This window comes from Dactylosporangium sp. NPDC000244 (genome assembly GCF_040300725.1).
In the GTDB taxonomy this organism is placed as follows: Bacteria; Actinomycetota; Actinomycetes; order Mycobacteriales; family Micromonosporaceae; genus Dactylosporangium.
Map to the genome: position 1 here is coordinate 45,641 of NZ_JBEPEH010000010.1, position 18,613 is coordinate 64,253.

An 18,613-nucleotide genomic window follows, 5' to 3' on the forward strand; every position below is an offset into this window, starting at 1 on the left:
GCCGAGTCTCTAACGAACGCCCGTTCGTCGCAACGGCCGGAGAACACGACGCCACGCCGAGATGACGTCCGATCGACCGGTGATCAGCGCAGCCGGGCGCAGGGCAGCACCGCCTCCCAGCCCAGCACGGGCCACTGCGCGGTGTGCACGGTCACCCGCGTCAAACCGGGCCGGACAAGGCATTCCGCCCGCGCACGGGCGACCGTCGCGCCCCAGCGCGGGCTGTCGTCGCGGGGGCCCGCCGGGCGCAGGCCGGACGCCAGGACGACGGCGACAAGTGTCGCGAACACGACAAGTGGTGTGCGCGGGCTCACGCAACCCGGGATTCGCGCAGCGCGTTGGGCGCCGGCCGCGAGGCAGACCCCGGCGGCCAGGTTCGGCAGGCTGATAAGCACCAGGTAGCGGTCCTCGCCGAACCCGTGGGCGGACAGCTGCACGGCCCCGGCGAGCGCGGCGAACCCGGCCAGGACGGCGGCCAGGCGCAGCTCGCGGTACGCCCGCGACCACACCGCGACGGCGAGCAGCGCGGCGGGGATGAGCAGGCCGGCCGCGACCAGGGCCCGGTGCCCCCACACGTCGTCGTAGGACGGGGCGAGCCACACCGGGCCGAGGAACGAGCGGGGCACGCCCCAGCGCAGGTACATGGCCGCGACCGCGACCGGGTCGTGCTCGGGCCGCTCCCCCAGTCCCCGCCGCGTGGCCCCGGTGAGCAGCGGGACGAGCTGGAGCAGGGCGCCCGGGAGCAGGGCGAGGAGCTTCACGAGCCAGGCCCGGCATCGGTACCGCACCAGCCCGCCCAGGGCCACCGGGAGCAGCAGCACGCCGAGCATCGAGTTGAGCACGGCGAGCGCGGGCAGCCCGGCGGTCACCACGCCGGCCCGCCGCCGCAGCAGCATCCACAGCCCGGCGTAGACGAGCGGGAACTGCAGCTGGGCGAGCGTGTTGGGCACGAACCCCATCGGCAGCGCCGCGGTGATCCCGATCACGGCGGCCGGGAACGCGTCCAGCCGTTCGCGGGCGGCCCGGTAGACGGCCAGGCCGAGCAGGCTCGTGATGGCCGCGTCGAGCACGGCGTTCAGGGCGGCGGCCCAGGCGACCGGGAACAGGGCGATGACCGCCCAGCACACGCGCGCGACGATGTGGAAGTAGCCGTTGAACGGGGTGAGGATCGCCTCGTACCAGGGCCGGTTCAGCGCGTCGGTGAGGAAGTTCTGCCCGTCCTCGGCCCAGATCGAGTCGAGCGCCCCCGGCTCCCGGGTCCGCGCCAGCCCGGCCGCCGCTCCGAGGAGCACAAGGATCACCCAAACGGCATATTTATGCTGATAAGTCGGAAATATCCGGTGCTTGCGCCGGATATTTCGTCCGCCGTCGGACAGGTCGGGCTCGGGGGCCGGCTGCAGCGCTTCGACCGTCGTCACGCCTGTTCAACGAGAAAGGCCCCGCCGGGCGGCGGGGCCTTTCTCGCGAAACCGGGAGCTGAGACCGGGAACTACAGCCGGCCTTCCTTGACCGCCTCGGTCACCCACGGGATGACCTCGTCGAGCATGTCCTCCAGCGAGGTCGACGCCTCGAACCCGAGCACCTCGCGCGCCTTGGAGCAGTCCGGCACGCGCTTCTGCACGTCGTACTCGTAGGGGTCGTCGGAGACCACGTTCAGCGGCACGTCCGGGCCCTTGATCTTGCGCCAGATCACCTCGGCCAGCTGCAGCACCGTGGTCGACTCGGCGGTGGAGATGTTGAAGTCCTCGTTGCGCGCCGCGTCGGACTCCATCGCCGTGATGATGCCCTTGGCCAGGTCGCCGCCGTAGGTGTAGTGGCGCACCTGCTCGCCGGTGCCGAGGATGTGCAGCGGGTCCTGGCCCTTGATGATCTTCTGCACCAGGTCCGGCACCACGTGCGACATCGCCAGCTTCACGTTGCCCGAGAGGACCTCGACCTCGCCCAGCGCGCGGCCCTCGCCGACGCCGACGCAGTTGAACGGCCGCACGATCGTGTAGGGCAGCTTGTACTGGTCCCACGCCGCCTTCGCGTAGTACTCGACGGCGAGCTTCTGGAACCCGTACGACGACAGCGGCGGCGGGATCTTGCGCTCGTCGCCCTCCTTGGACGGCCAGTGCGTCGTGGACTCGAAGACCATCGAGGACGACAGGTAGGTCATCTTCTTCAGCGACCCGCTCTGGTGCGCCTTGATCGCGGCGTCGCAGGACGACGCCATGATCCGTTCGTTCGCCGCGAGCAGGTCGTAGGCGTAGGCGTGGAAGTAGGAGATACCGCCGATGAGCGCCGCGCCGGCGATGAAGTGCTCACAGCCGTCGAGCAGCTCGGTCACCAGGTCGACGTCGCGGGCGTCACCCTCGACGAAGCGGTAGTCCGGGTGCGAGTCGTAGCTGCGGGTCACCGGCCCGTACTTCGAGTAGTTGTCCAGGCCGACGACCTGATAGCCGCGGGCGAGCAGCTCCTCGACGACATAACCACCGATGAAGCCGGCCGAGCCGGTCACCAGGACCTTTGCCACAAAAACTCCTTCTAGCTCTGGATTGCGGACGAGCTCTCGCGGGCGGCCTGCGCGTCGTCGCGCGCGGCCGAGGAAGCCGGGCGCGTGGCCAGCTTCTCCATCGTCAGTCTGGGTCCGAAGGCGAACCAGTACCACTTCAGGTAGCTCGGCATGAAGCGCCCGACGTCGAAGCGGGACTCGCCGAGCTGCCGGTCGAGCCAGATCGTCGGGATCTCCGCGACGGGCAGCCCGAGCCGGGTCGCCTTCGCGGTGAGCTCGATGCCGATCTCGAAGCCGGTCTTGGACTCGATGCCGACCTTGCGCACGAACTCGGTCGAATACGCCTTGAAGCTGTTCGTCGCGTCCTTGGTGCCCACGCGCGCGAACCAGTGCAGGGTGCGCCCGGCGTTGCGGGACAGGAACCGCTTGAACCGCGGCCCACCGACCTGCTGCCCGCCCGGCATGTAGCGCGAGGCGGCCGCGACCACGACCCCGCGGTCCACGAGCCGCGCGAGGTCCTCGATCTGGCGCGGGTCGTCGGAGCCGTCGGCCATGGTGACCACGGCCACGGGCGCGCTGGCCACGTCGATGCCGAAGCGGATCGCGTTGGCCGGCCCACGGCCGTAGGTGTTGAGCACCGGCCGCACCCGCGGGTCGCGCTCGTGGAACTCCTGCGCGAAGGGCACCGTCGTGTCCTCGGGCATGTCGTGCACCACGAGGATCTCCGCCGGCATCATCACCTCGCGGAGGATGCGCTCCAGGCAGCGGACGATCGCCTCGCCCTCGTTGTAGACCGGGATGACCACAGTGACCTGTGGTGCCAAGCTCATATACGCACGCCCTTGTTCGTCACGCCCCACATGTCCGCAACCGGGATTTCGGTCTGCAGGTCACGGTACTCCGGGTGAGGAGCGGCGATGATGAGGAGGTCCGCGCGGGTCAGCACCTCGTCGAGGGGCACGAACCGGTCGTCGCGCACGTAGGGGTCGGTGCAGAGGGTCTCCTTCGCCCGCAGCATCACGACCTTGCGCAGCTTGTAGGCCAGCGACTCGCGGATGTCGTCGCTGCCGCCCTTGAACGCCATGCCGAGGATGCCGACGGTCATCTCCGACAGGTCGAAGCGCTCCTGCAGCTTCGACACCACGTAGAGCGGCAGGCCCTCGTTGATGAGCATCGCGCTGTGGCCGAGCACGAAGTTGTTGTTGTTGAACGCCGCCAGCTGCATCGTGTCCTTGAGCAGGCACGGGCCGGCCGCGAAGCCGGCGCCGGGCATGTCCTGGGCGCGCGGGTACTGGAAGCGGATCGCGTGCCGGATGCGCTCGAAGTCCAGGCCGAAGTCGTTGGACATCATCCAGAACTGGTTGGCCGCGGCGAACTTGATGTAGCGCCACGTGTTCGTGAAGAGCTTGGCGAGCTCCGCCTCCTCCGGCTCCAGGACCACGATCTGGCTGGCCAGGTTGCGGAAGAGCTTCTCGGCCCGCTCGGTCGCCTCGGGCGTGCGGGCTGCGACGATCTGCGGCAGCTCGAACAGCTCGGTCATCGCCTTGCCCTCGGCGATGCGCTCGGGGCAGAACGCGACGTCGGCGTCGACGCCCAGCTTCCTGACGAGCTTCTCGGTGAGCGCCGTCACGCCGGGGTGCACGGTGCTGCGCAGCACGATGAGCTGGCCGTCGCGCAGGTATTCCGCGCAGCGCTCGATCGCCTTCGGCACGGCCGCGATGTTCGGGTTGAGGTGTTCGTCGACCGGCGTGCCCACGATCACCACGAGGTGCTCGGCGGTGGCCACGGTGCTCGGGTCGGTGCTCGCCGTGAGACGGCCGTCGGCGACCGCCTGGGCCAGCGGCTCCGCGGCGCCCTCCTCGTCGAAGGGGAGGCGTCCGCCGTTGACCACGGCGACCGCGGCCTCGTTGATGTCATACAGGGTCACCCGCAGGCCGCGGGAGGCGAGCGCGATGCCGAGGGGAAGCCCCACCCGGCCGCAGCCGCCGATCACCACGACGTCGGTGGTGAACCCCGCCGATGCACTGACGTCTGACACGCACTGCCCCTTCAGGACGGAATGGTCACCGATAGATGAGCGCCGCGAGGTGCGCTAGGCGCCGTGACCGTACCACCTTCGGCCGCCACCGGCCTGATCGCACAGGTCACGCAGAGTTCGATGATAGCCAACAGTGACGGCGGCCACATCCAGGGGAAATGGCCGCCGTCATCAATGGGTTGTCACGCTCCGCGCAGGACTGCTCCGAATCGGTCGGCCGCGACCGCCACGGCGGCGTCGCGCGCGGCGAGGGCCTCCTCACCGGTGAGCGTGCGGTCCGGCGCGCGGAAGGTCAGCTTGTAGGCCAGGGACTTGCGGCCCTCGCCCAGCTGCGCCCCCGCGTACACGTCGAAGAGCCGCACCGACTCCAGCAGCGGGCCCGCGCCCTCGGCCAGGGCCGCCTCGACCTCGGCCGCCGCGGTGTCCGCGCCGACCACGACGGCCACGTCGATCAGCGCCGTCGGGAACGTCGAGAGCCGGGGCGCGATCCACACGCCCGGGATCGGCAGCGCGTCGAGGTCGATCTCCATGGCGACGGTCCGCCGCGGCAGGTCGAGGTCCGCGCAGACCGCCGGGTGCAGCTCGCCCGCGTGCCCGACGACGGTGTCGCCGACGAGCAGCGCCGCGCAGCGCCCCGGGTGCCACGGCGCCTCGGCCGCGGCCCGCACGGTCAGCTCCACGCCGGCCGCGGCGGCCGCGACCTTCGCCGACTCGACCGCGTCGGCCCAGTCCGCCGCCCGGCCCCCGCCCCACCAGCCGGCCGGGTCGGACTCGCCGGCGATGACGGTCGCCACGTGCCACGGCTGGCGCGGCAGCAGCGCCTCGACGGCCGCGAACTCCTCGGCGCTCGGCGGCCCGTCGACGCCGTGCGCGGGGAAGACCGCGAGGGGACCCTCGGGCAGGAAGACCGGCCCGATCTCGAACAGCGCGACGTCGCGCACGCCCCGGCCGAGGTTGCGGCGCAGGGCGGCCAGCAGCGGCGGGAGCAGCGTGGTGCGCAGCCCGGGCTCCTCGTCGGAGAGCGGGTTGCGCAGCAGCAGGGCGTTGCGCCGCTCGTCGCCGGCCGGGATGCGCATCGCGTCGAGGGCCGCCTCGCCGACGAACGGCCAGCACAGCGACTCGACGTAGCCCGCGTCGGCCAGCGCCCGCCCGACCGTGCGCCGGCGCCGCTGGGTCGCGGTGAGCCCGCGCCCGGGAGGCGCGATCGGCAGGACGCTCGGGATGCGGTCGTACCCGTCGAGGCGCAGCACCTCCTCGGCGAGATCGGCCGGGTCGTTGAGGTCGTGCCGCCAGGTCGGCGGGGTGACGGTGAGCAGGTCGCCGTCCGCGACCACCTGGGTGCCGATCATCGCGAGGATCTCCAGCACCCGCTCCGGCGTGTAGTCGACGCCGGCCAGCTGCGAGGGGCGCTGGACGGTCATCGTGACCGGCTCCGGCGGGACGACCGCGTAGACGTCGGTGACGCCGGTGGAGACGGTGCCGCCGCCGTGCTCGGCCAGCAGCGCCGCCGCCCGGGCGCAGGCCGCCGCGGTGATCTGCGGGTCGACGCCGCGCTCGTAGCGCTTGCCGGCCTCGCTGGGCAGCTTGTGCCGGCGGATGGTGCGGGCGACCGAGCGCGGGTCCCAGTGCGCGGCCTCGAAGAGCACGTCGACCGTGCCCGGCGAGACCTCGGTGGTCGTGCCGCCCATGACGGCGGCGAGCGAGACCACGCCGGTGCCGTCGGCGATGACGATGTCCTCGGGGTCGAGCACGCGGTTCACGCCGTCGAGCGTGGTCAGCTTCTCCCCCGCCTGCGCGCGCCGCACGACGAGCGCCCCGGTGAGCCGCCCGAGGTCCCAGGCGTGCATCGGCTGGCCCATCTCGATCATCACGTAGTTGGTGATGTCGACCGGCAGCGAGATCGAGCGGATGCCGGCCGTGGCCAGGCGCGTCTTGATCCACTGCGGGGTGACCGCGGCCGGGTCGACGCCGCGCACGGCCACCGCGGTGAACCGGTCGCAGGCCACGCTGTCGAGGACCTCGATCGGGTACGCCTCGCTGCCGTCGCCCTCCAGCGGTACGACGGCCGCGACCGGGTCGCGGTAGGCGCCGCCGAGGGAGTGCGACAGCTCGCGGGCGATGCCGCGGACGGAGAAGCAGTACCCGCGGTCCGGGGTGATGTTGATCTCGACCACGACGTCGTCCAGCCCGACGATCGGCCTGGCCTCGTCGCCCGGCTTAGCCGAATCAGCCGGCAGCACGATGATCCCGTCGTGGTCGTCGCTGACCCCGAGCTCCTGGCCGGAGCAGATCATGCCGTTGGAGACGTGGCCGTAGGTCTTGCGGGCGGCGATCTTGAATCCGCCGGGGAGCTCGGCGCCGGGCAGCGCGACGACGACCAGGTCGCCCTCGGCGAAGTTGCGGGCGCCGCAGATGATGCCCTGGGGCTGCTCGTTGCCGACGTCGACGAGGCAGAAGCGGATCGGCTTCTTGAGCCCGGTGAGCTCCTCGATGTTCTCGACCCGGCCCACCACCAGCGGCCCGGTGACGCTCGCGGCCGCGTCGGTCAGCTCCTCGACCTCCAGGCCGACCTTGACCAGGGCCTTCTCCAGCCCGTCGCCGTCGAGGTCGGCCGGCAGGTCGACGTGCTCGCGCAGCCAGGAAAGCGAAACGCGCACCTCAGGCCTCCCATCCGAACGCCCGCGCGTACCGCACGTCGCCCTCCACCATGTCCCGCATGTCGGCGGCCTCGTTGCGGAACATCAGCGCCCGCTCGATGCCCATGCCGAACGCGAAGCCGGAGTACTCCTCCGGGTCGATCCCGCAGGCGCGCAGCACCCGCGGGTTCACCATGCCGCAGCCGCCCCACTCGACCCAGCGGGGGCCGTCACGGTGCTGCGGGAACCACAGGTCGATCTCGGCGCCCGGCTCGACGAACGGGAAGTACGACGGGCGCAGCCGCGTGCGGGCCTGGTCGCCGAAGAGGCCCTTGACGAAGTTGTCGAGGGTGCCCTTGAGGTGGCCCATCGTGATGCCCTTGTCCACGACCAGGCCCTCGACCTGGTGGAAGACCGGGGTGTGGGTCGCGTCGAGCTCGTCCGTGCGGTAGGTGCGGCCCGGGCAGACGATGTAGATGGGCGGCTTGCGGCTCGTCATCGTGCGCGCCTGCACCGGCGAGGTGTGGGTGCGCAGCACGACCCGCGAGTCCTCCGCGGCGCCGGCCGACTGCGTATGCGCCTGTGACGTTGCGTGCGGCGCGCCGGCCTGCACGAAGAACGTGTCCATCATCGAGCGCGCCGGGTGGTCCGGGTGCATGTTGAGGGCGTCGAAGTTGTACCACTCCCACTCGACCTCGGGCCCCTCGGCGACCTCGTAGCCCATGCTCACGAACAGGTCGCCGACCCGCTCCATGATCTTGGTCAGCGGGTGCTGGGCGCCGGCCGGGCGGCGGGCGGTCGGCAGCGTGACGTCCACGGCCTCCTCGACCAGGACCCGCTCCTCGCGCTCGGCGGTGAGCACCGCGAGCCGGGCGTCGAACGCGCCCTGGACGGCGACGCGGGCCAGGTTGACGCGCTTGCCGGCGTCGGCCTTGGCGGCCGGCGGCAGCGAGCCGATCTCGCGGCGGGCCAGCGAGACCGGGGCGCGGTCGCCCAGGTGCTGGTGCTTGAGGGCGGCGAGGGCGTCGAGGTCGCCCGCTCCGGCGAACGCCTTGTCGGCCGCGGCGACCGCGTCGTCGAGCACGCCCTGGTCGAGCAGCGCGGCCTGTTTCGGATCGTACGGATCATTGCGGTACGTCATCGGACTCTTCCCACGGGAGATTGGCCTCGGACAGTGTAGTGAGGGGTCCGCCCGCCGGTCGTGGGAAGGTGTCAGGAGGTCGTGCGTCCCGTCCGCCCACCGTCTCCGGCGGGCCGCATAAACAGGGACATCACCGCACACTCCTCATCGCTTTCGCGGAAGAGTACAAGCATACCGCTGCGGCCGCCGCCAGATTCAGGCTCTCCGCGCCGCCGTAGAGGGGCACCCGCACCCGCCGGTCGGCCTCGAGGTCCTTGGGCAGGCCGTGTGCCTCGGAGCCGAAGAGCCAGGCGGTGGGCCGGTCGAGGGTGTCGAGGTCGAACAGGTCGGCGTCGCCGTAGCCGTCGGCCGCGAGGACCTGGACGCCGGCCGCGCGCAGGGCGGCGACGGTGGCGGCGGTGTCGCGGGCGCGGACCACGTCGACGTGGAAGAGGCTGCCGGCGCTCGAGCGCACGGCCTTGCCGTTGTAGGGGTCGACGGAGTCGCCGGCGAAGACGACGGCCCGGGCTCCGGCCGCGTCGGCGGTGCGCAGGACGGTGCCGGCGTTGCCGGGGTCGCGGATGTCGACGCACACGGCCACGAGCCGCGGGCGGGCGGCGAGGGCGGCGTCGAGCGGGACGTCCCGCTGCCGGCAGACGGCGACGAGGCCCTGGGGCTGCACGGTGTCGGCGAGCGCCGCCAGTGCGGCGTCATCGACCAACGAGGCGGTCCACTCCGGGTAGCGGGCGGCGGCCTCGGCGGTCGCGAAGAGCTCGGTCACCACGCCGGCTCTGATCGCCTCGCGGACGGCCTGGGGGCCCTCGGCGAGGAAGCGGCCGGTCTCGTCGCGGTCCCGGCGACGGTGCAGGCGCCGGGCAGCGACGACCCGGGGCGTCCGAACAGTGAACACCCCGGGTCGCGACCGATCGTCGTCAGGCGGCGGCAACGGCCGTCTTCGCCACCTGGACCAGGCCGGTGAACGCCTTCTCGTCGCTCACGGCGAGCTCGGCGAGGATCTTGCGGTCCACCTCGACACCGGCGAGGCGCAGGCCCTGGATCAGACGGTTGTACGTCATGCCGTTCGCGCGGGCCGCGGCGTTGATCCGGGTGATCCACAGCTGGCGGAAGTCACCCTTGCGGTCGCGACGGTCGCGGTAGGCGTACTGCATCGAGTGCAGCACCTGCTCCTTGGCCTTGCGGTACAGCCGCGAGCGCTGCCCGCGGTAGCCGCTGGCGGTCTCCAGGACGGTGCGGCGCTTCTTCTGGGCGTTGACTGCCCGCTTCACGCGTGCCACGGTTCGTTACTCCTCAGGCGAGACCGGCCCGGGCGACGCCCGTGCAACCGGTCGAAAGGTCGAGAAAGGTCGGGGGGAGAAGCGGCGGTTATCGCCCGAGGAGCTTGTTGACCCGGCGGGTCTCAGATGCGCCGAGCTCGACGTTGCCGCTCAGGCGACGGGTGCGCTTGCTGGGCTTGACCTCGAGGAGGTGCCGCTTGCCCGCCGGCTCGCTGAGGATCTTGCCGCGACCGGTGATCTTCACGCGCTTCTTCATCCCGGAGTGCGGTTTGAACTTCGGCATGGTGATGTTGCCCTTCATTAGCTCCGGCGCGCAGCCGGGCATTCCGCATGGTGCGGACCCGCCCGCACGACGCGGTGGTGGACATGCTGGTACGACGCCCCGGGCCGCTGGTCGCGGCCCGGGCGTTATGGCACCCCCGGACCTCTGGTGACGATCCGGGGTGCCGGGGCGGCCTGGTGTCAGGCCGTTCGGATCAAGCCTGGTCGGCGGTGACCGGCTCGGGCAGGTCGGCGACAGTCTCGCCTTCCGCGCCCGGGGTGCCGTCCGCCTTGCCCTCGCGACGCTCGGTCGCGGCGGCCTTCACGTTGCGGTGCGGTGCCAAGACCATGATCATGTTGCGGCCGTCCTGCTTCGGCGCGGCCTCGACGAAGCCCAGCTCCGAGATCTCCTCCGAGAGCTTGCGCAGCAGCCGGAAACCAAGCTCCGGGCGGCTCTGCTCGCGGCCACGGAACATGATCGTTACCTTGACCTTGTCGCCCGCCTTCAGGAACCGCACCACATGACCCTTTTTGGTCTCGTAGTCGTGCGGATCGATCTTCGGGCGGAGCTTCATCTCCTTGATGACGGTCTGCTGCTGGTTACGCCGGGCTTCCCGGGCCTTGAGCGCGCTCTCGTACTTGAACTTGCCGAAGTCCATGAGCTTGCAGACGGGCGGGCGTGCCATGGGCGCAACTTCGACCAGGTCCAGGTCCACGTCGGCGGCCAGCTGGAGTGCGCGCTCGAGCGGGACGATGCCCACCTGCTCACCCTCCGGGCCGACCAGCCGGACCTCACGTGCCCGGATCTGCTCGTTGACGCGTGGCTCGACGCTGATGTGGCCTCCTCGATAGGTGCTTCAACTCATGCGGTCGACGCATCCGCCGGGCAAGCCCTTTGGGCGTAGCAACGCCAAAAACCCCCGCCGCGCATGCGCAGGCGAGGGCCGTTCGACCACCGCGACCGATTGGCCGCCACGGTCGGACCGGACCCGGCCGCCAGATCAGCTGCACGGGTGGGAGCCGAGGCCCCGCTTCGAACACCCCGGTTGGGACGGGATGCGGTCGACGCCGACTACTCTACCACGGATGTTGTCAAGCTCGCCGAGTGCAGTGCCCGCAGGCGCCGGGCGGCCTTGACGGCGTAGTCCTTGTCGGCCATCTGCACCGCCATGACCGCCACCCGCTCGTCGTCGTGCAGGTCGAGGGTGAGCCAGGGGGCGCCGCGGCCGAAGGTCACCCCGCGGACGGTATCCCAGGGCAGGTCGTAGCCGCCGATGATGTTGCGCACCCGCACGCCGTGCTCGTCGGCCTCGACGCGGGGGCGGGTCATGAGCAGGATGGCGGCGGCCGCGCACAGGCCGAGGCCGATCATCGCGGCCTGGTCGCCGCGCTGGAAATAGCCGGGCCCGTCGCCGGTCTTGCCGTGCAGGCCGAACGCGATGAGCGTGAAGACGACGGCGACGACGAGCGCCAGGACATAGGCGATGATCCGCGCCCGCTGCGGACGGGCGACGAGTGGGGCCGTGCTCTGCTCGCTGCTGCTCACGGCCCCAGTCTGCCACTACAGCCGGCAGGCGTGGATTCCGGTCACCAGGATGGCGCGGGCGCCGACCTCGTAGAGCTCGTCCATGATCCGGTGCACCTCGGCCTGGGGCACCATCGCCTGCACGGCGACCCAGCCCTCGCGGTGCAGCGGGGAGATGGTGGGCGACTCGATGCCCGGGGTGAGCGCGACGGCCGCGTCGAGCGAGTCGGCCCGCACGTCGTAGGCGAGCATCACGTACTGCCGGGCGACGAGGACGCCCTGGAGGCGGCGCAGCAGCTGCGGTACACCCGCCGGAAGCTCCTCCCCCGCGCGCCGGATGAGCAGCGCCGAGGACTTGAGGATCGGCTCCCCGAGCGTCTCCAGGCCGGCCTGGCGCAGCGTCCGGCCCGTCTCGACCACGTCGGCGATGACGTCGGCGACGCCGAGGCGGATGGCGTTCTCCACGGCGCCGTCGAGCCGGATGACCTCGGCCCGCACGCCGTGCTCGGCGAAGTAGCGCTCCATCACGCCGGGGTAGGCGGTGGCGACCCGCAGGCCCTCGAGGTCGGACGGGGCGGAGCCCTTCACCGAGCCGGGGACGGCGGCGAAGCGGAACGTGGCGCGGGCGAAGTTGAGGTCGAGCACCTCGACCGCCGGGCTGCCCGCGTCGATGAGCAGGTCGCGGCCGGTGATGCCGAGGTCGAGGTCGCCCGAGCCGACGTAGGTGGCGATGTCGCGCGGGCGCAGGTAGAAGAACTCGACGCCGTTGGCGTCGTCGCGGCAGAGCAGGTCCTTGGGGTCGGAGCGCTGGCGGTAGCCGGCCTCCTGGAGCATCTGCGTGGCGGGGCCGGCGAGGGTGCCCTTGTTGGGCACGGCGATGCGAAGCATGGGCTGGTCTCCAGACGGGTGGGTCGGCACGACGGGCAGGCGCAGGCCGGGAACCGGCCTATAGGTGCAGAACCGGCCTACAGATGTCGGTACACGTCCTCCAGCGACAACCCCGTCGCCAGCATCAGGCACTGCACCTGGTAGAGCAGCTGCGACAGCTCCTCGGCAGTGCGCTCCCGGCCCTCGTGCTCGGCCGCCATCCAGCTCTCGGCGGCCTCCTCGACGACCTTCTTGCCGATGAAATGCACGCCCTTCTCCAGCGCCGCCACGGTGCCGGATCCCGGGGTGCCGGCCGCCGCCTTGGCGCTCAGCTCGGCGAACAGCTCGTCGAAGGTCTTCACGGGCAGGGATTCTCGCAGGCCTGGGGCCGGAAACGGAATCCGGTTACTGACAGGCGTGTCGCCGGTCACCCCACGGAGAACTCGTGGTCGTCGACCCACTGCACGCTGCCGTCCTGCGCAGACAGGAAGAAAGCCTCCACGGTGTACCGCCCGGTCGGCAGCGAAACCGGCACGCGCGCCTCGCCGAGGGCCGGCGCACCCGCGCTGAGCTGCACGATCCGCTCGTACACCGGGTTGCCCGCGGCATCCCGGACGCGCAGGTTGACCGTGCCCTCGGGGACCACCCCGGCGAGGTACACCGTGAAGCTCTTGCCCACCACCGCGCCCTGGTCGGGCTCGATGACCCAGACCGGCGCCTGGAGATCGGCCAGGGTGCCCTGGCGCAGCGGCCCGCTCGTGTCGACGACGCCCCACAGGCGGGCCACCGGCGCGCCGTCGACGAGCACCCGGACCCCGTCGGCGTGCCGGACCGACGTGTAGGTCGCCGCGGCCAGGACGGTGTAGACGAGCTGCTGGGCGGCGAGCTTGGCGTCCGCCGGGGCCGAGCCGACGCCGCCGAGGTCGACGGTGACCACGCCGCCGTCGATCGTGACCCCGTGCACCCGCACGGTCGCCGGCCACAGGCTGCGGTAGTCGGGGTCCTCGGCCCGGCCCTGCAGGGAGAGCTCGACGGCGGCCCTGACGCGGGCCCGGTCGTCGCCCGCGGCGGCGGGGAGGAACTCGCGGTACAGCCGGCCGTTGCGGGTGAAGTAGGCGGGCAGGTTGACGGTCTGCGGCGCCGTCCCCGAGGGCTCCGGGCCGCTCGGCGGCACCTCCGGCGGGGCCGGCGTCTGGGACACGGAGCCGGCGGGCGGGGCGGGCCGGTGCTCGCCGCGGCCGGCCCCGACCGCCACGACGCCCAGCGCGATCGCGGCCGCGGTGGCCACCGCCGCGGCGGCCAGCACCGGCACGCCGCGGTGCCAGGCGCGGGCAGTGCGCCGGCGGATGCGCGGGAGGGCGTCCGGCGACGGCTCGACCTCGGCGGCCCGGGCCCGCAGCGCCTCCCGGAGCCGTTCCTCCGCCGACTGCCCCGGCCTCATCGGGCCCGCTCCAGGCTCTCGCGCAGGGCGGCCATGCCCCGGGAGGCGTGGCTCTTGACGGCGCCGCGGCTGACCCCCATGGCGTCGGCGATCTCGGCCTCGGACAGCTCGCCGTAGTAGCGCAGCACGATCGCCTCGCGCTGGCGGGTGGGCAGCCTGCGTACCGCCTCCAGCACCTCCCGGTGCGCCAGCAGGCTCAGCGCGCCCGTCTCGGCGCTGGCCACGACCTGCGGGCCGTCCGGGCCGCGGGCGATGTGCCGCTCGGCGACGCCCCGCCTGCGCAGCGCCGAGCGCGCCCCGTTGACCACGCTGGTGCGCAGATACGCCAGCGCCTTGTCCGCGTCCCGCAGGCGCCACCAGCGGCGGTGCAGCGCGACGTACGCGTCCTGGACCACGTCCTCCGCGACCCCCTCGTCGTGCAGGAGCAGCACCGCGAGGCGCACGAGCCCGCGGTAGTGCGCGGCGAACAGCGCCCCGATCGCGTCGTCGGCGCTCCATCCCCGGGCGGTCTCGTCGGGCACCGTCTCGCGGCCCGGCTCGAAGGCCGGGCTCCCGGGAGTCGCTGCCTGCACCGGCCTACGGTCCCACGCCGCGGCCGCGGCCTCCGCCATCACACCCAGACGACGCGCGAGTCCGCCCATCGGTTTACCGGGCTGATCACCTGGTTACCCTGTGCCTCGTGGATACGGAGCCGAAGTACACCGACGAAGAGTGGGGCCTGCTCGTCGGCCTCCCCCAGTCCGTCCTGATCGCCGCGTCCCAGGCCGAACACGACGGGGCCCGGCGCACGCGCGAGGAGTGGGCGGCGGGCATGACCGCCATCGCCGACGGGCGCGGCTCGTCCAGCGAGCTCGTGAAGAGCGTCGCCGCCGAGGTGGTCAGCCGCCAGGGCAACATCACCGACGGCGACGAGCCCCCGGTGATCGAGTTCCCCGACCGCGACGCGGGGCTGGCCGACGTGATCTCGCGGGCCGGCGCGGCCCACGAGCTGCTGGCGGCCAAGGCCGAGCACGCCGACGCCGAGGCCTACCGCTACTGGGTGGTCACCGTCGCCGACGTGGTCGTGGGCGCGGCGAGCTCCGGCGGCGTGCTGGGCATCGGCGGCGAGCAGGTCACCGCGGCCGAGCGCACCTTCCGCGACGAGCTGGCCGCGGCCCTCGAGGTCTGACGTGCGGGTGGGAGGCCGCGGCGCCTCCCACCACCCACCACGTCAGGACTCGGCGGCGAGCCTTCAGGACTTGGCGACGAGCCGCAGCGCCACCGCCGCGTCCAGGGCGGCCAGCGCGGCCGCGTAGCCCTTGTCCTCCGAGGAGTCGGCGAACCCGGCCCGGGTCCGCGCCTGCTCGTAGTTGTCGACCGTGAGCACCCCGTGGGCGACCGGCGTCGAGCAGTCCAGGGCGACCCGGGTGAGCCCGTCGGTCACGGACTGGCAGACGTACTCGAAGTGCGCCGTGTCCCCCCGGATGACCACGCCGAGCGCGACGACCGCGTCGAAGCGGTGCGCCAGCCCCTGCGCGAGCACAGGCAGCTCCACCGCGCCGTCGACCCGGGCCACCGTGATGTGGTCCACGTTGGAGGCCTCCCCGGCCTCGATCGCCCGGTTCAGCATGTGGTCGACGAGCTCGCCGTGCCACCGCGTGGCCACGATGCCGAGCGTCAGTCCCGTGCCGTCCACCCGTTGCAGGACGGGTGCCCCACTCCCAGCCATTACGCAAGTCCCTCCGCGACCTCGTCGAGCTCGTCCAGCAGGTGCCCCATACGGTCCCGCTTGGTGCGCAGGTAGCGCACGTTCTCGGGGTGCGGCCGGGTCGGCAGGGGCACACGACCCAGTACGGACAGACCGTACCCTTCCAGCCCCGCCCGCTTCGCCGGATTGTTCGTGAGCAGCCGCATCGTTTTGATGCCGAGCTCGACCAGGATCTGGGCGCCGGTGCCGTACTCGCGCGCGTCGGCGGGCAGCCCGAGGTCCAGGTTGGCGTCGAGCGTGTCGCGGCCGAGGTCCTGCAGCTGGTACGCCTGGAGCTTGTGCATGAGCCCGATGCCCCGGCCCTCGTGCCCGCGCATGTAGAGCACGACGCCGCGCCCCTCCGCCGCGACCATCTTCAAGGACGCCTCCAGCTGGGGGCCGCAGTCGCAGCGCACCGAGCTGAACACGTCGCCGGTCAGGCACTCCGAGTGCACCCGCACGAGCACGTCCTCGCCGTCGCCGAGGTCACCGTAGACGAGGGCGATGTGCTCGCCGTTGCCGTACTTCTGGGTGTACCCGACCGCCCGGAACACCCCGTGCTCGGTCGGCAGCCGGGTCTCGGCGACGCGCTCGATCTGCTCCTCGGTGTGGCGGCGGTGCGCGATGAGGTCGGCGATGCTGATCAGCGCCAGGTCGTGCTCCTCGGCGAACTTGCGCAGGTCGGGCAGGCGCATCATGGTGCCGTCGTCGTTGACCATCTCGCACAGCACGCCGGCGGGGCGCAGCCCGGCCATGGTGGCCAGGTCCACGGCGGCCTCGGTGTGCCCGGCCCGGCGCAGCACGCCGCCGTCCTTGGCCCGCAGCGGCACGATGTGCCCGGGCCGGGACAGGTCGTGCGGCTGGGTGTCGGCCGACGAGAGCAGCTTGATGGTGCGGGCGCGGTCGGCGGCGGAGATGCCGGTGGTGCCGCCGAAGCGGGCGTCGACCGTCACGGTGTAGGCGGTGCCGCGGCGGTCCTGGTTGGTGCGGTACATCGGCGGAAGGTCGAGCCGGTCGGCCTCGGCCTCGGTGATCGGCACGCAGATGTAGCCGGACGTGTAGCGGACCATGAACGCGACCAGCTCCGGCGTGGCGAACTCGGCCGCGAAGATCAGGTCGCCCTCGTTCTCGCGGTCCTCGTCGTCGACGACGATCACCGGGCGCCCGGCCGCGATGTCCTTGACCGCCCGCTCGATCGGGTCGAGGTCCGTGACAGGTTCGCTCATGACTGTGCGGCCTTCCCGAGCAGCTTCTCCACGTACTTCGCCATGATGTCGACCTCCAGGTTGACCCGCTCGCCGACGCCCTTGGCGCCGAGCGTGGTGAGCTTGAGCGTGGTCGGGATGAGCCCGACCGAGAACGTGTCGTCCGTGACGGCCATGACGGTCAGCGAGATCCCGTCGACGGTGATGGAGCCCTTCTCCACCACGTAGCGCCCGAGCCCCTCGGGCAGCGCGAACGTCACCGTCTCCCACTGGTCGCCGGCCTCGCGCGACAGGATCTGCCCGACCCCGTCGACGTGGCCCTGCACGATGTGGCCGCCGAGGCGGGTGGCGACGGTCGCGGCGCGCTCGAGGTTCACGGCGGAGCCCGGTCGCAGCGCGCCGAGGGTCGAGCGCCGCAGCGACTCCCCCATCACGTCGGCGGTGAACACGCCGTCGGCGTTGTCCACGACCGTGAGACAGACCCCGTTGACCGAGATCGAGTCGCCGTGGGCGGCGTCGGAGGTGACGGTCGCCGCGCGGATCTCCAGCCGGGCGGAGTCGCCCAGCTCGTCGATCGCCGCGACCGTCCCGAGCTCTTCGATGATGCCGGTGAACACTGCTCACGCACCTTTCACTGTTGCCGTCAGGCGCACGTCGGGCCCGATCCTGGCAAGGTCGACAACGTCGAGCGTCAATGCCTCGGCGATGCTGGAGATTCCTGCGAAGCCCAGGGCCGCGGGGCCGGCCCCGAGCAGCTTGGGCGCGAGGTAGGCGACGACCCGGTCCACGAGACCGGCCGCCAGGAACGCACCCGCGAGCGTCGGGCCGCCCTCGAGCAGCGCCACCCGCACCCCGCGCGCGTACAGCTCGCGCAGCATGGCCGGGAGGTCACCGCCCCGGGCCACCCAGGTCGCGGCCGCGCGGTCCATGACCCGGAAGCCGCCGCGCTCGAGCTCGGCGCCGCGCTCGCCCGTGACCACCACCCGCAGCGGCTGGCGCTCGGCGAGCACGCCCTGGGCCGAACGCACCGTGAGCTGGGGATCGTCGGCCAGGACGGTGCCGATGCCGGCGATGATGGCGTCGACCCCGGCCCGCAGCCGGTGCACGTCCGCCCGGGCGTCCGGGGACGTGATCCACTTGCTCGTCCCGTCGGCGGCGGCGGAGCGGCCGTCGAGCGTGGCCGCGAACTTCCAGATCACGTAAGGAGTGCCGCGGGTCACCGCGGTGAGCCAGCCCTCCATGGCGTCGTGGGCGGACTCGTGCAGTACCGAACCCACTTCCACGGCGACCCCGGCGGACCGCAGCGTCTCGGCCCCGCCCGCCGCCACCGGGTTGGGGTCCGCGACCCCGACCACGACCCGGGCCACCCCGGCCGAGACGAGCGCGCGCGAGCACGGCCCGGTCCGGCCGGTGTGGTCGCACGGTTCGAGGGTGACGTAGGCGGTGGCCCCGCGGGCCCGCTCGCCCGCCGCCAGCAGCGCCCTGACCTCGGCGTGCGGTCCGCCGGCGGGGGCCGTTCGCCCCTCGCCCACGATCTGCCCGTCCGGCGCGACGAGCACGCAGCCGACGTTCGGATTCGGGCTGGTCTCGCCGAGGCTCAGGCGCGCCAGCTCGATGGCGCGTCGCATGAACGTCCCGTCGTCTGCCATGGCCCTCTCCCGCGTGGTCTGTGATCACACGCGGGGGGACGCCGATGGCACCCCCGGAACAACTGCGCCGGGGAGCGCGCGGCGACCCTCCGGAACCGCCCGCAGTGGGCGACACCGGATCCCGCGCGCTGAACTCCCATCCGGACTATGACCGTCGGCCCTGGACTCACACCAGGTCCACCGGCCGATGGCTTCGACCGGGTCGCGGGCTTCCGCTCCCGTTCAGGAGCGGTTACCGCCGGTTCGGAATTTCACCGAGCCCCGCCAGCGCGTGGTGGGTACGTACCCTGAGTCTGACACACAACCCCCGGTCCTTACCGGCCCGGTTCCGGGATATGTGTCACAACTAGGGGCTG

20 protein-coding genes and 1 riboswitch are annotated in these 18,613 nt (G+C 72.3%); of the genes, 1 reads left to right on the forward strand and 19 read right to left on the reverse strand.

Annotation, left to right across the window (positions count from 1 at the left end; genetic code table 11):
* Positions 1-83: 83 nt before the first annotated feature.
* The 15 genes from ABT369_RS15775 to ABT369_RS15845 form a co-directional block, all read right to left on the reverse strand.
* Entirely contained in the window at positions 84-1,301 is a 1,218-nt protein-coding gene (locus tag ABT369_RS15775) for a hypothetical protein (RefSeq protein WP_350612536.1), read from the reverse strand.
* 188 nt (positions 1,302-1,489) lie between these two features.
* Positions 1,490-2,515, reverse strand: coding sequence for an NAD-dependent epimerase/dehydratase family protein (locus ABT369_RS15780; protein ID WP_350612538.1), 1,026 nt, complete (start codon positions 2,513-2,515; stop codon positions 1,490-1,492).
* Positions 2,516-2,526: 11 nt separating this feature from the next.
* Positions 2,527-3,324, reverse strand: a complete 798-nt coding sequence (locus ABT369_RS15785; RefSeq protein ID WP_350612539.1) for a glycosyltransferase family 2 protein — start codon at positions 3,322-3,324, stop codon at positions 2,527-2,529.
* The gene (locus ABT369_RS15790) at positions 3,321-4,532 is read right to left on the reverse strand and encodes a nucleotide sugar dehydrogenase (RefSeq protein ID WP_350612541.1); all 1,212 of its coding nucleotides are present in this window, start codon (positions 4,530-4,532) and stop codon (positions 3,321-3,323) included. Before ABT369_RS15790 ends, ABT369_RS15785 begins: the two co-directional genes overlap by 4 nt.
* Positions 4,533-4,714: 182 nt before the next feature.
* Positions 4,715-7,189: a phenylalanine--tRNA ligase subunit beta gene (gene pheT / locus ABT369_RS15795; RefSeq protein WP_350612542.1), complete on the reverse strand. Its 2,475-nt coding sequence runs from the start codon at positions 7,187-7,189 to the stop codon at positions 4,715-4,717.
* A gap of 1 nt (position 7,190) precedes the next feature.
* A complete protein-coding gene (pheS, locus tag ABT369_RS15800; protein ID WP_350612544.1) occupies positions 7,191-8,309 on the reverse strand; it encodes a phenylalanine--tRNA ligase subunit alpha in 1,119 nt (372 codons plus the stop codon).
* Between the two features lie 130 nt (positions 8,310-8,439).
* A complete protein-coding gene (locus tag ABT369_RS15805; RefSeq protein WP_350612546.1) occupies positions 8,440-9,198 on the reverse strand; it encodes a TrmH family RNA methyltransferase in 759 nt (252 codons plus the stop codon).
* Between the two features lie 22 nt (positions 9,199-9,220).
* Positions 9,221-9,583 (reverse strand): 50S ribosomal protein L20, encoded by a 363-nt coding sequence (gene rplT / locus ABT369_RS15810; RefSeq protein WP_223095878.1) that lies wholly within the window; start codon positions 9,581-9,583, stop codon positions 9,221-9,223.
* Positions 9,584-9,671: 88 nt separating this feature from the next.
* Positions 9,672-9,866, reverse strand: coding sequence for a 50S ribosomal protein L35 (gene rpmI, locus ABT369_RS15815; protein ID WP_350612823.1), 195 nt, complete (start codon positions 9,864-9,866; stop codon positions 9,672-9,674).
* A gap of 193 nt (positions 9,867-10,059) precedes the next feature.
* Positions 10,060-10,680, reverse strand: coding sequence for a translation initiation factor IF-3 (infC, locus tag ABT369_RS15820; protein WP_350612825.1), 621 nt, complete (start codon positions 10,678-10,680; stop codon positions 10,060-10,062).
* 236 nt (positions 10,681-10,916) lie between these two features.
* A complete protein-coding gene (locus tag ABT369_RS15825; protein ID WP_350612547.1) occupies positions 10,917-11,390 on the reverse strand; it encodes a PH domain-containing protein in 474 nt (157 codons plus the stop codon).
* A gap of 15 nt (positions 11,391-11,405) precedes the next feature.
* Positions 11,406-12,257, reverse strand: coding sequence for an ATP phosphoribosyltransferase (hisG, locus tag ABT369_RS15830; protein ID WP_350612548.1), 852 nt, complete (start codon positions 12,255-12,257; stop codon positions 11,406-11,408).
* Between the two features lie 77 nt (positions 12,258-12,334).
* Positions 12,335-12,598: a phosphoribosyl-ATP diphosphatase gene (locus ABT369_RS15835; RefSeq protein ID WP_380139083.1), complete on the reverse strand. Its 264-nt coding sequence runs from the start codon at positions 12,596-12,598 to the stop codon at positions 12,335-12,337.
* A gap of 65 nt (positions 12,599-12,663) precedes the next feature.
* On the reverse strand, positions 12,664-13,677 hold the full coding sequence (locus tag ABT369_RS15840) for a Gmad2 immunoglobulin-like domain-containing protein (RefSeq protein ID WP_350612550.1): 1,014 nt from the start codon (positions 13,675-13,677) through the stop codon (positions 12,664-12,666).
* The gene (locus ABT369_RS15845; protein ID WP_350612552.1) at positions 13,674-14,249 is read right to left on the reverse strand and encodes a SigE family RNA polymerase sigma factor; all 576 of its coding nucleotides are present in this window, start codon (positions 14,247-14,249) and stop codon (positions 13,674-13,676) included. Before ABT369_RS15845 ends, ABT369_RS15840 begins: the two co-directional genes overlap by 4 nt.
* Positions 14,250-14,356: 107 nt before the next feature.
* Here ABT369_RS15845 and ABT369_RS15850 point away from each other — a divergent pair, with 107 nt between their 5' ends.
* Positions 14,357-14,845 carry a hypothetical protein gene (locus ABT369_RS15850; RefSeq protein ID WP_350612553.1) on the forward strand — a complete coding sequence of 163 codons (489 nt, stop codon included), beginning with the start codon at positions 14,357-14,359 and terminating at the stop codon, positions 14,843-14,845.
* Positions 14,846-14,908: 63 nt separating this feature from the next.
* Here ABT369_RS15850 and ribH read toward each other — a convergent pair whose 3' ends face one another.
* From ribH to ribD, 4 genes are read right to left on the reverse strand one after another with little or no spacing between them, the layout of a single operon-like run.
* A complete protein-coding gene (gene ribH, locus ABT369_RS15855) occupies positions 14,909-15,385 on the reverse strand; it encodes a 6,7-dimethyl-8-ribityllumazine synthase (RefSeq protein WP_350612554.1) in 477 nt (158 codons plus the stop codon).
* Positions 15,385-16,629: a bifunctional 3,4-dihydroxy-2-butanone-4-phosphate synthase/GTP cyclohydrolase II gene (locus ABT369_RS15860; protein ID WP_350612555.1), complete on the reverse strand. Its 1,245-nt coding sequence runs from the start codon at positions 16,627-16,629 to the stop codon at positions 15,385-15,387. The genes ribH and ABT369_RS15860 overlap by 1 nt, the downstream gene beginning before the upstream one ends.
* Positions 16,626-17,225, reverse strand: a complete 600-nt coding sequence (locus ABT369_RS15865; RefSeq protein ID WP_350612556.1) for a riboflavin synthase — start codon at positions 17,223-17,225, stop codon at positions 16,626-16,628. The genes ABT369_RS15860 and ABT369_RS15865 overlap by 4 nt, the downstream gene beginning before the upstream one ends.
* A gap of 3 nt (positions 17,226-17,228) precedes the next feature.
* Positions 17,229-18,257 carry a bifunctional diaminohydroxyphosphoribosylaminopyrimidine deaminase/5-amino-6-(5-phosphoribosylamino)uracil reductase RibD gene (ribD, locus tag ABT369_RS15870; protein WP_350612558.1) on the reverse strand — a complete coding sequence of 343 codons (1,029 nt, stop codon included), beginning with the start codon at positions 18,255-18,257 and terminating at the stop codon, positions 17,229-17,231.
* A 123-nt stretch (positions 18,258-18,380) separates the two neighbouring features.
* A riboswitch (FMN riboswitch) is annotated at positions 18,381-18,530 on the reverse strand.
* Positions 18,531-18,613: the final 83 nt, after the last annotated feature.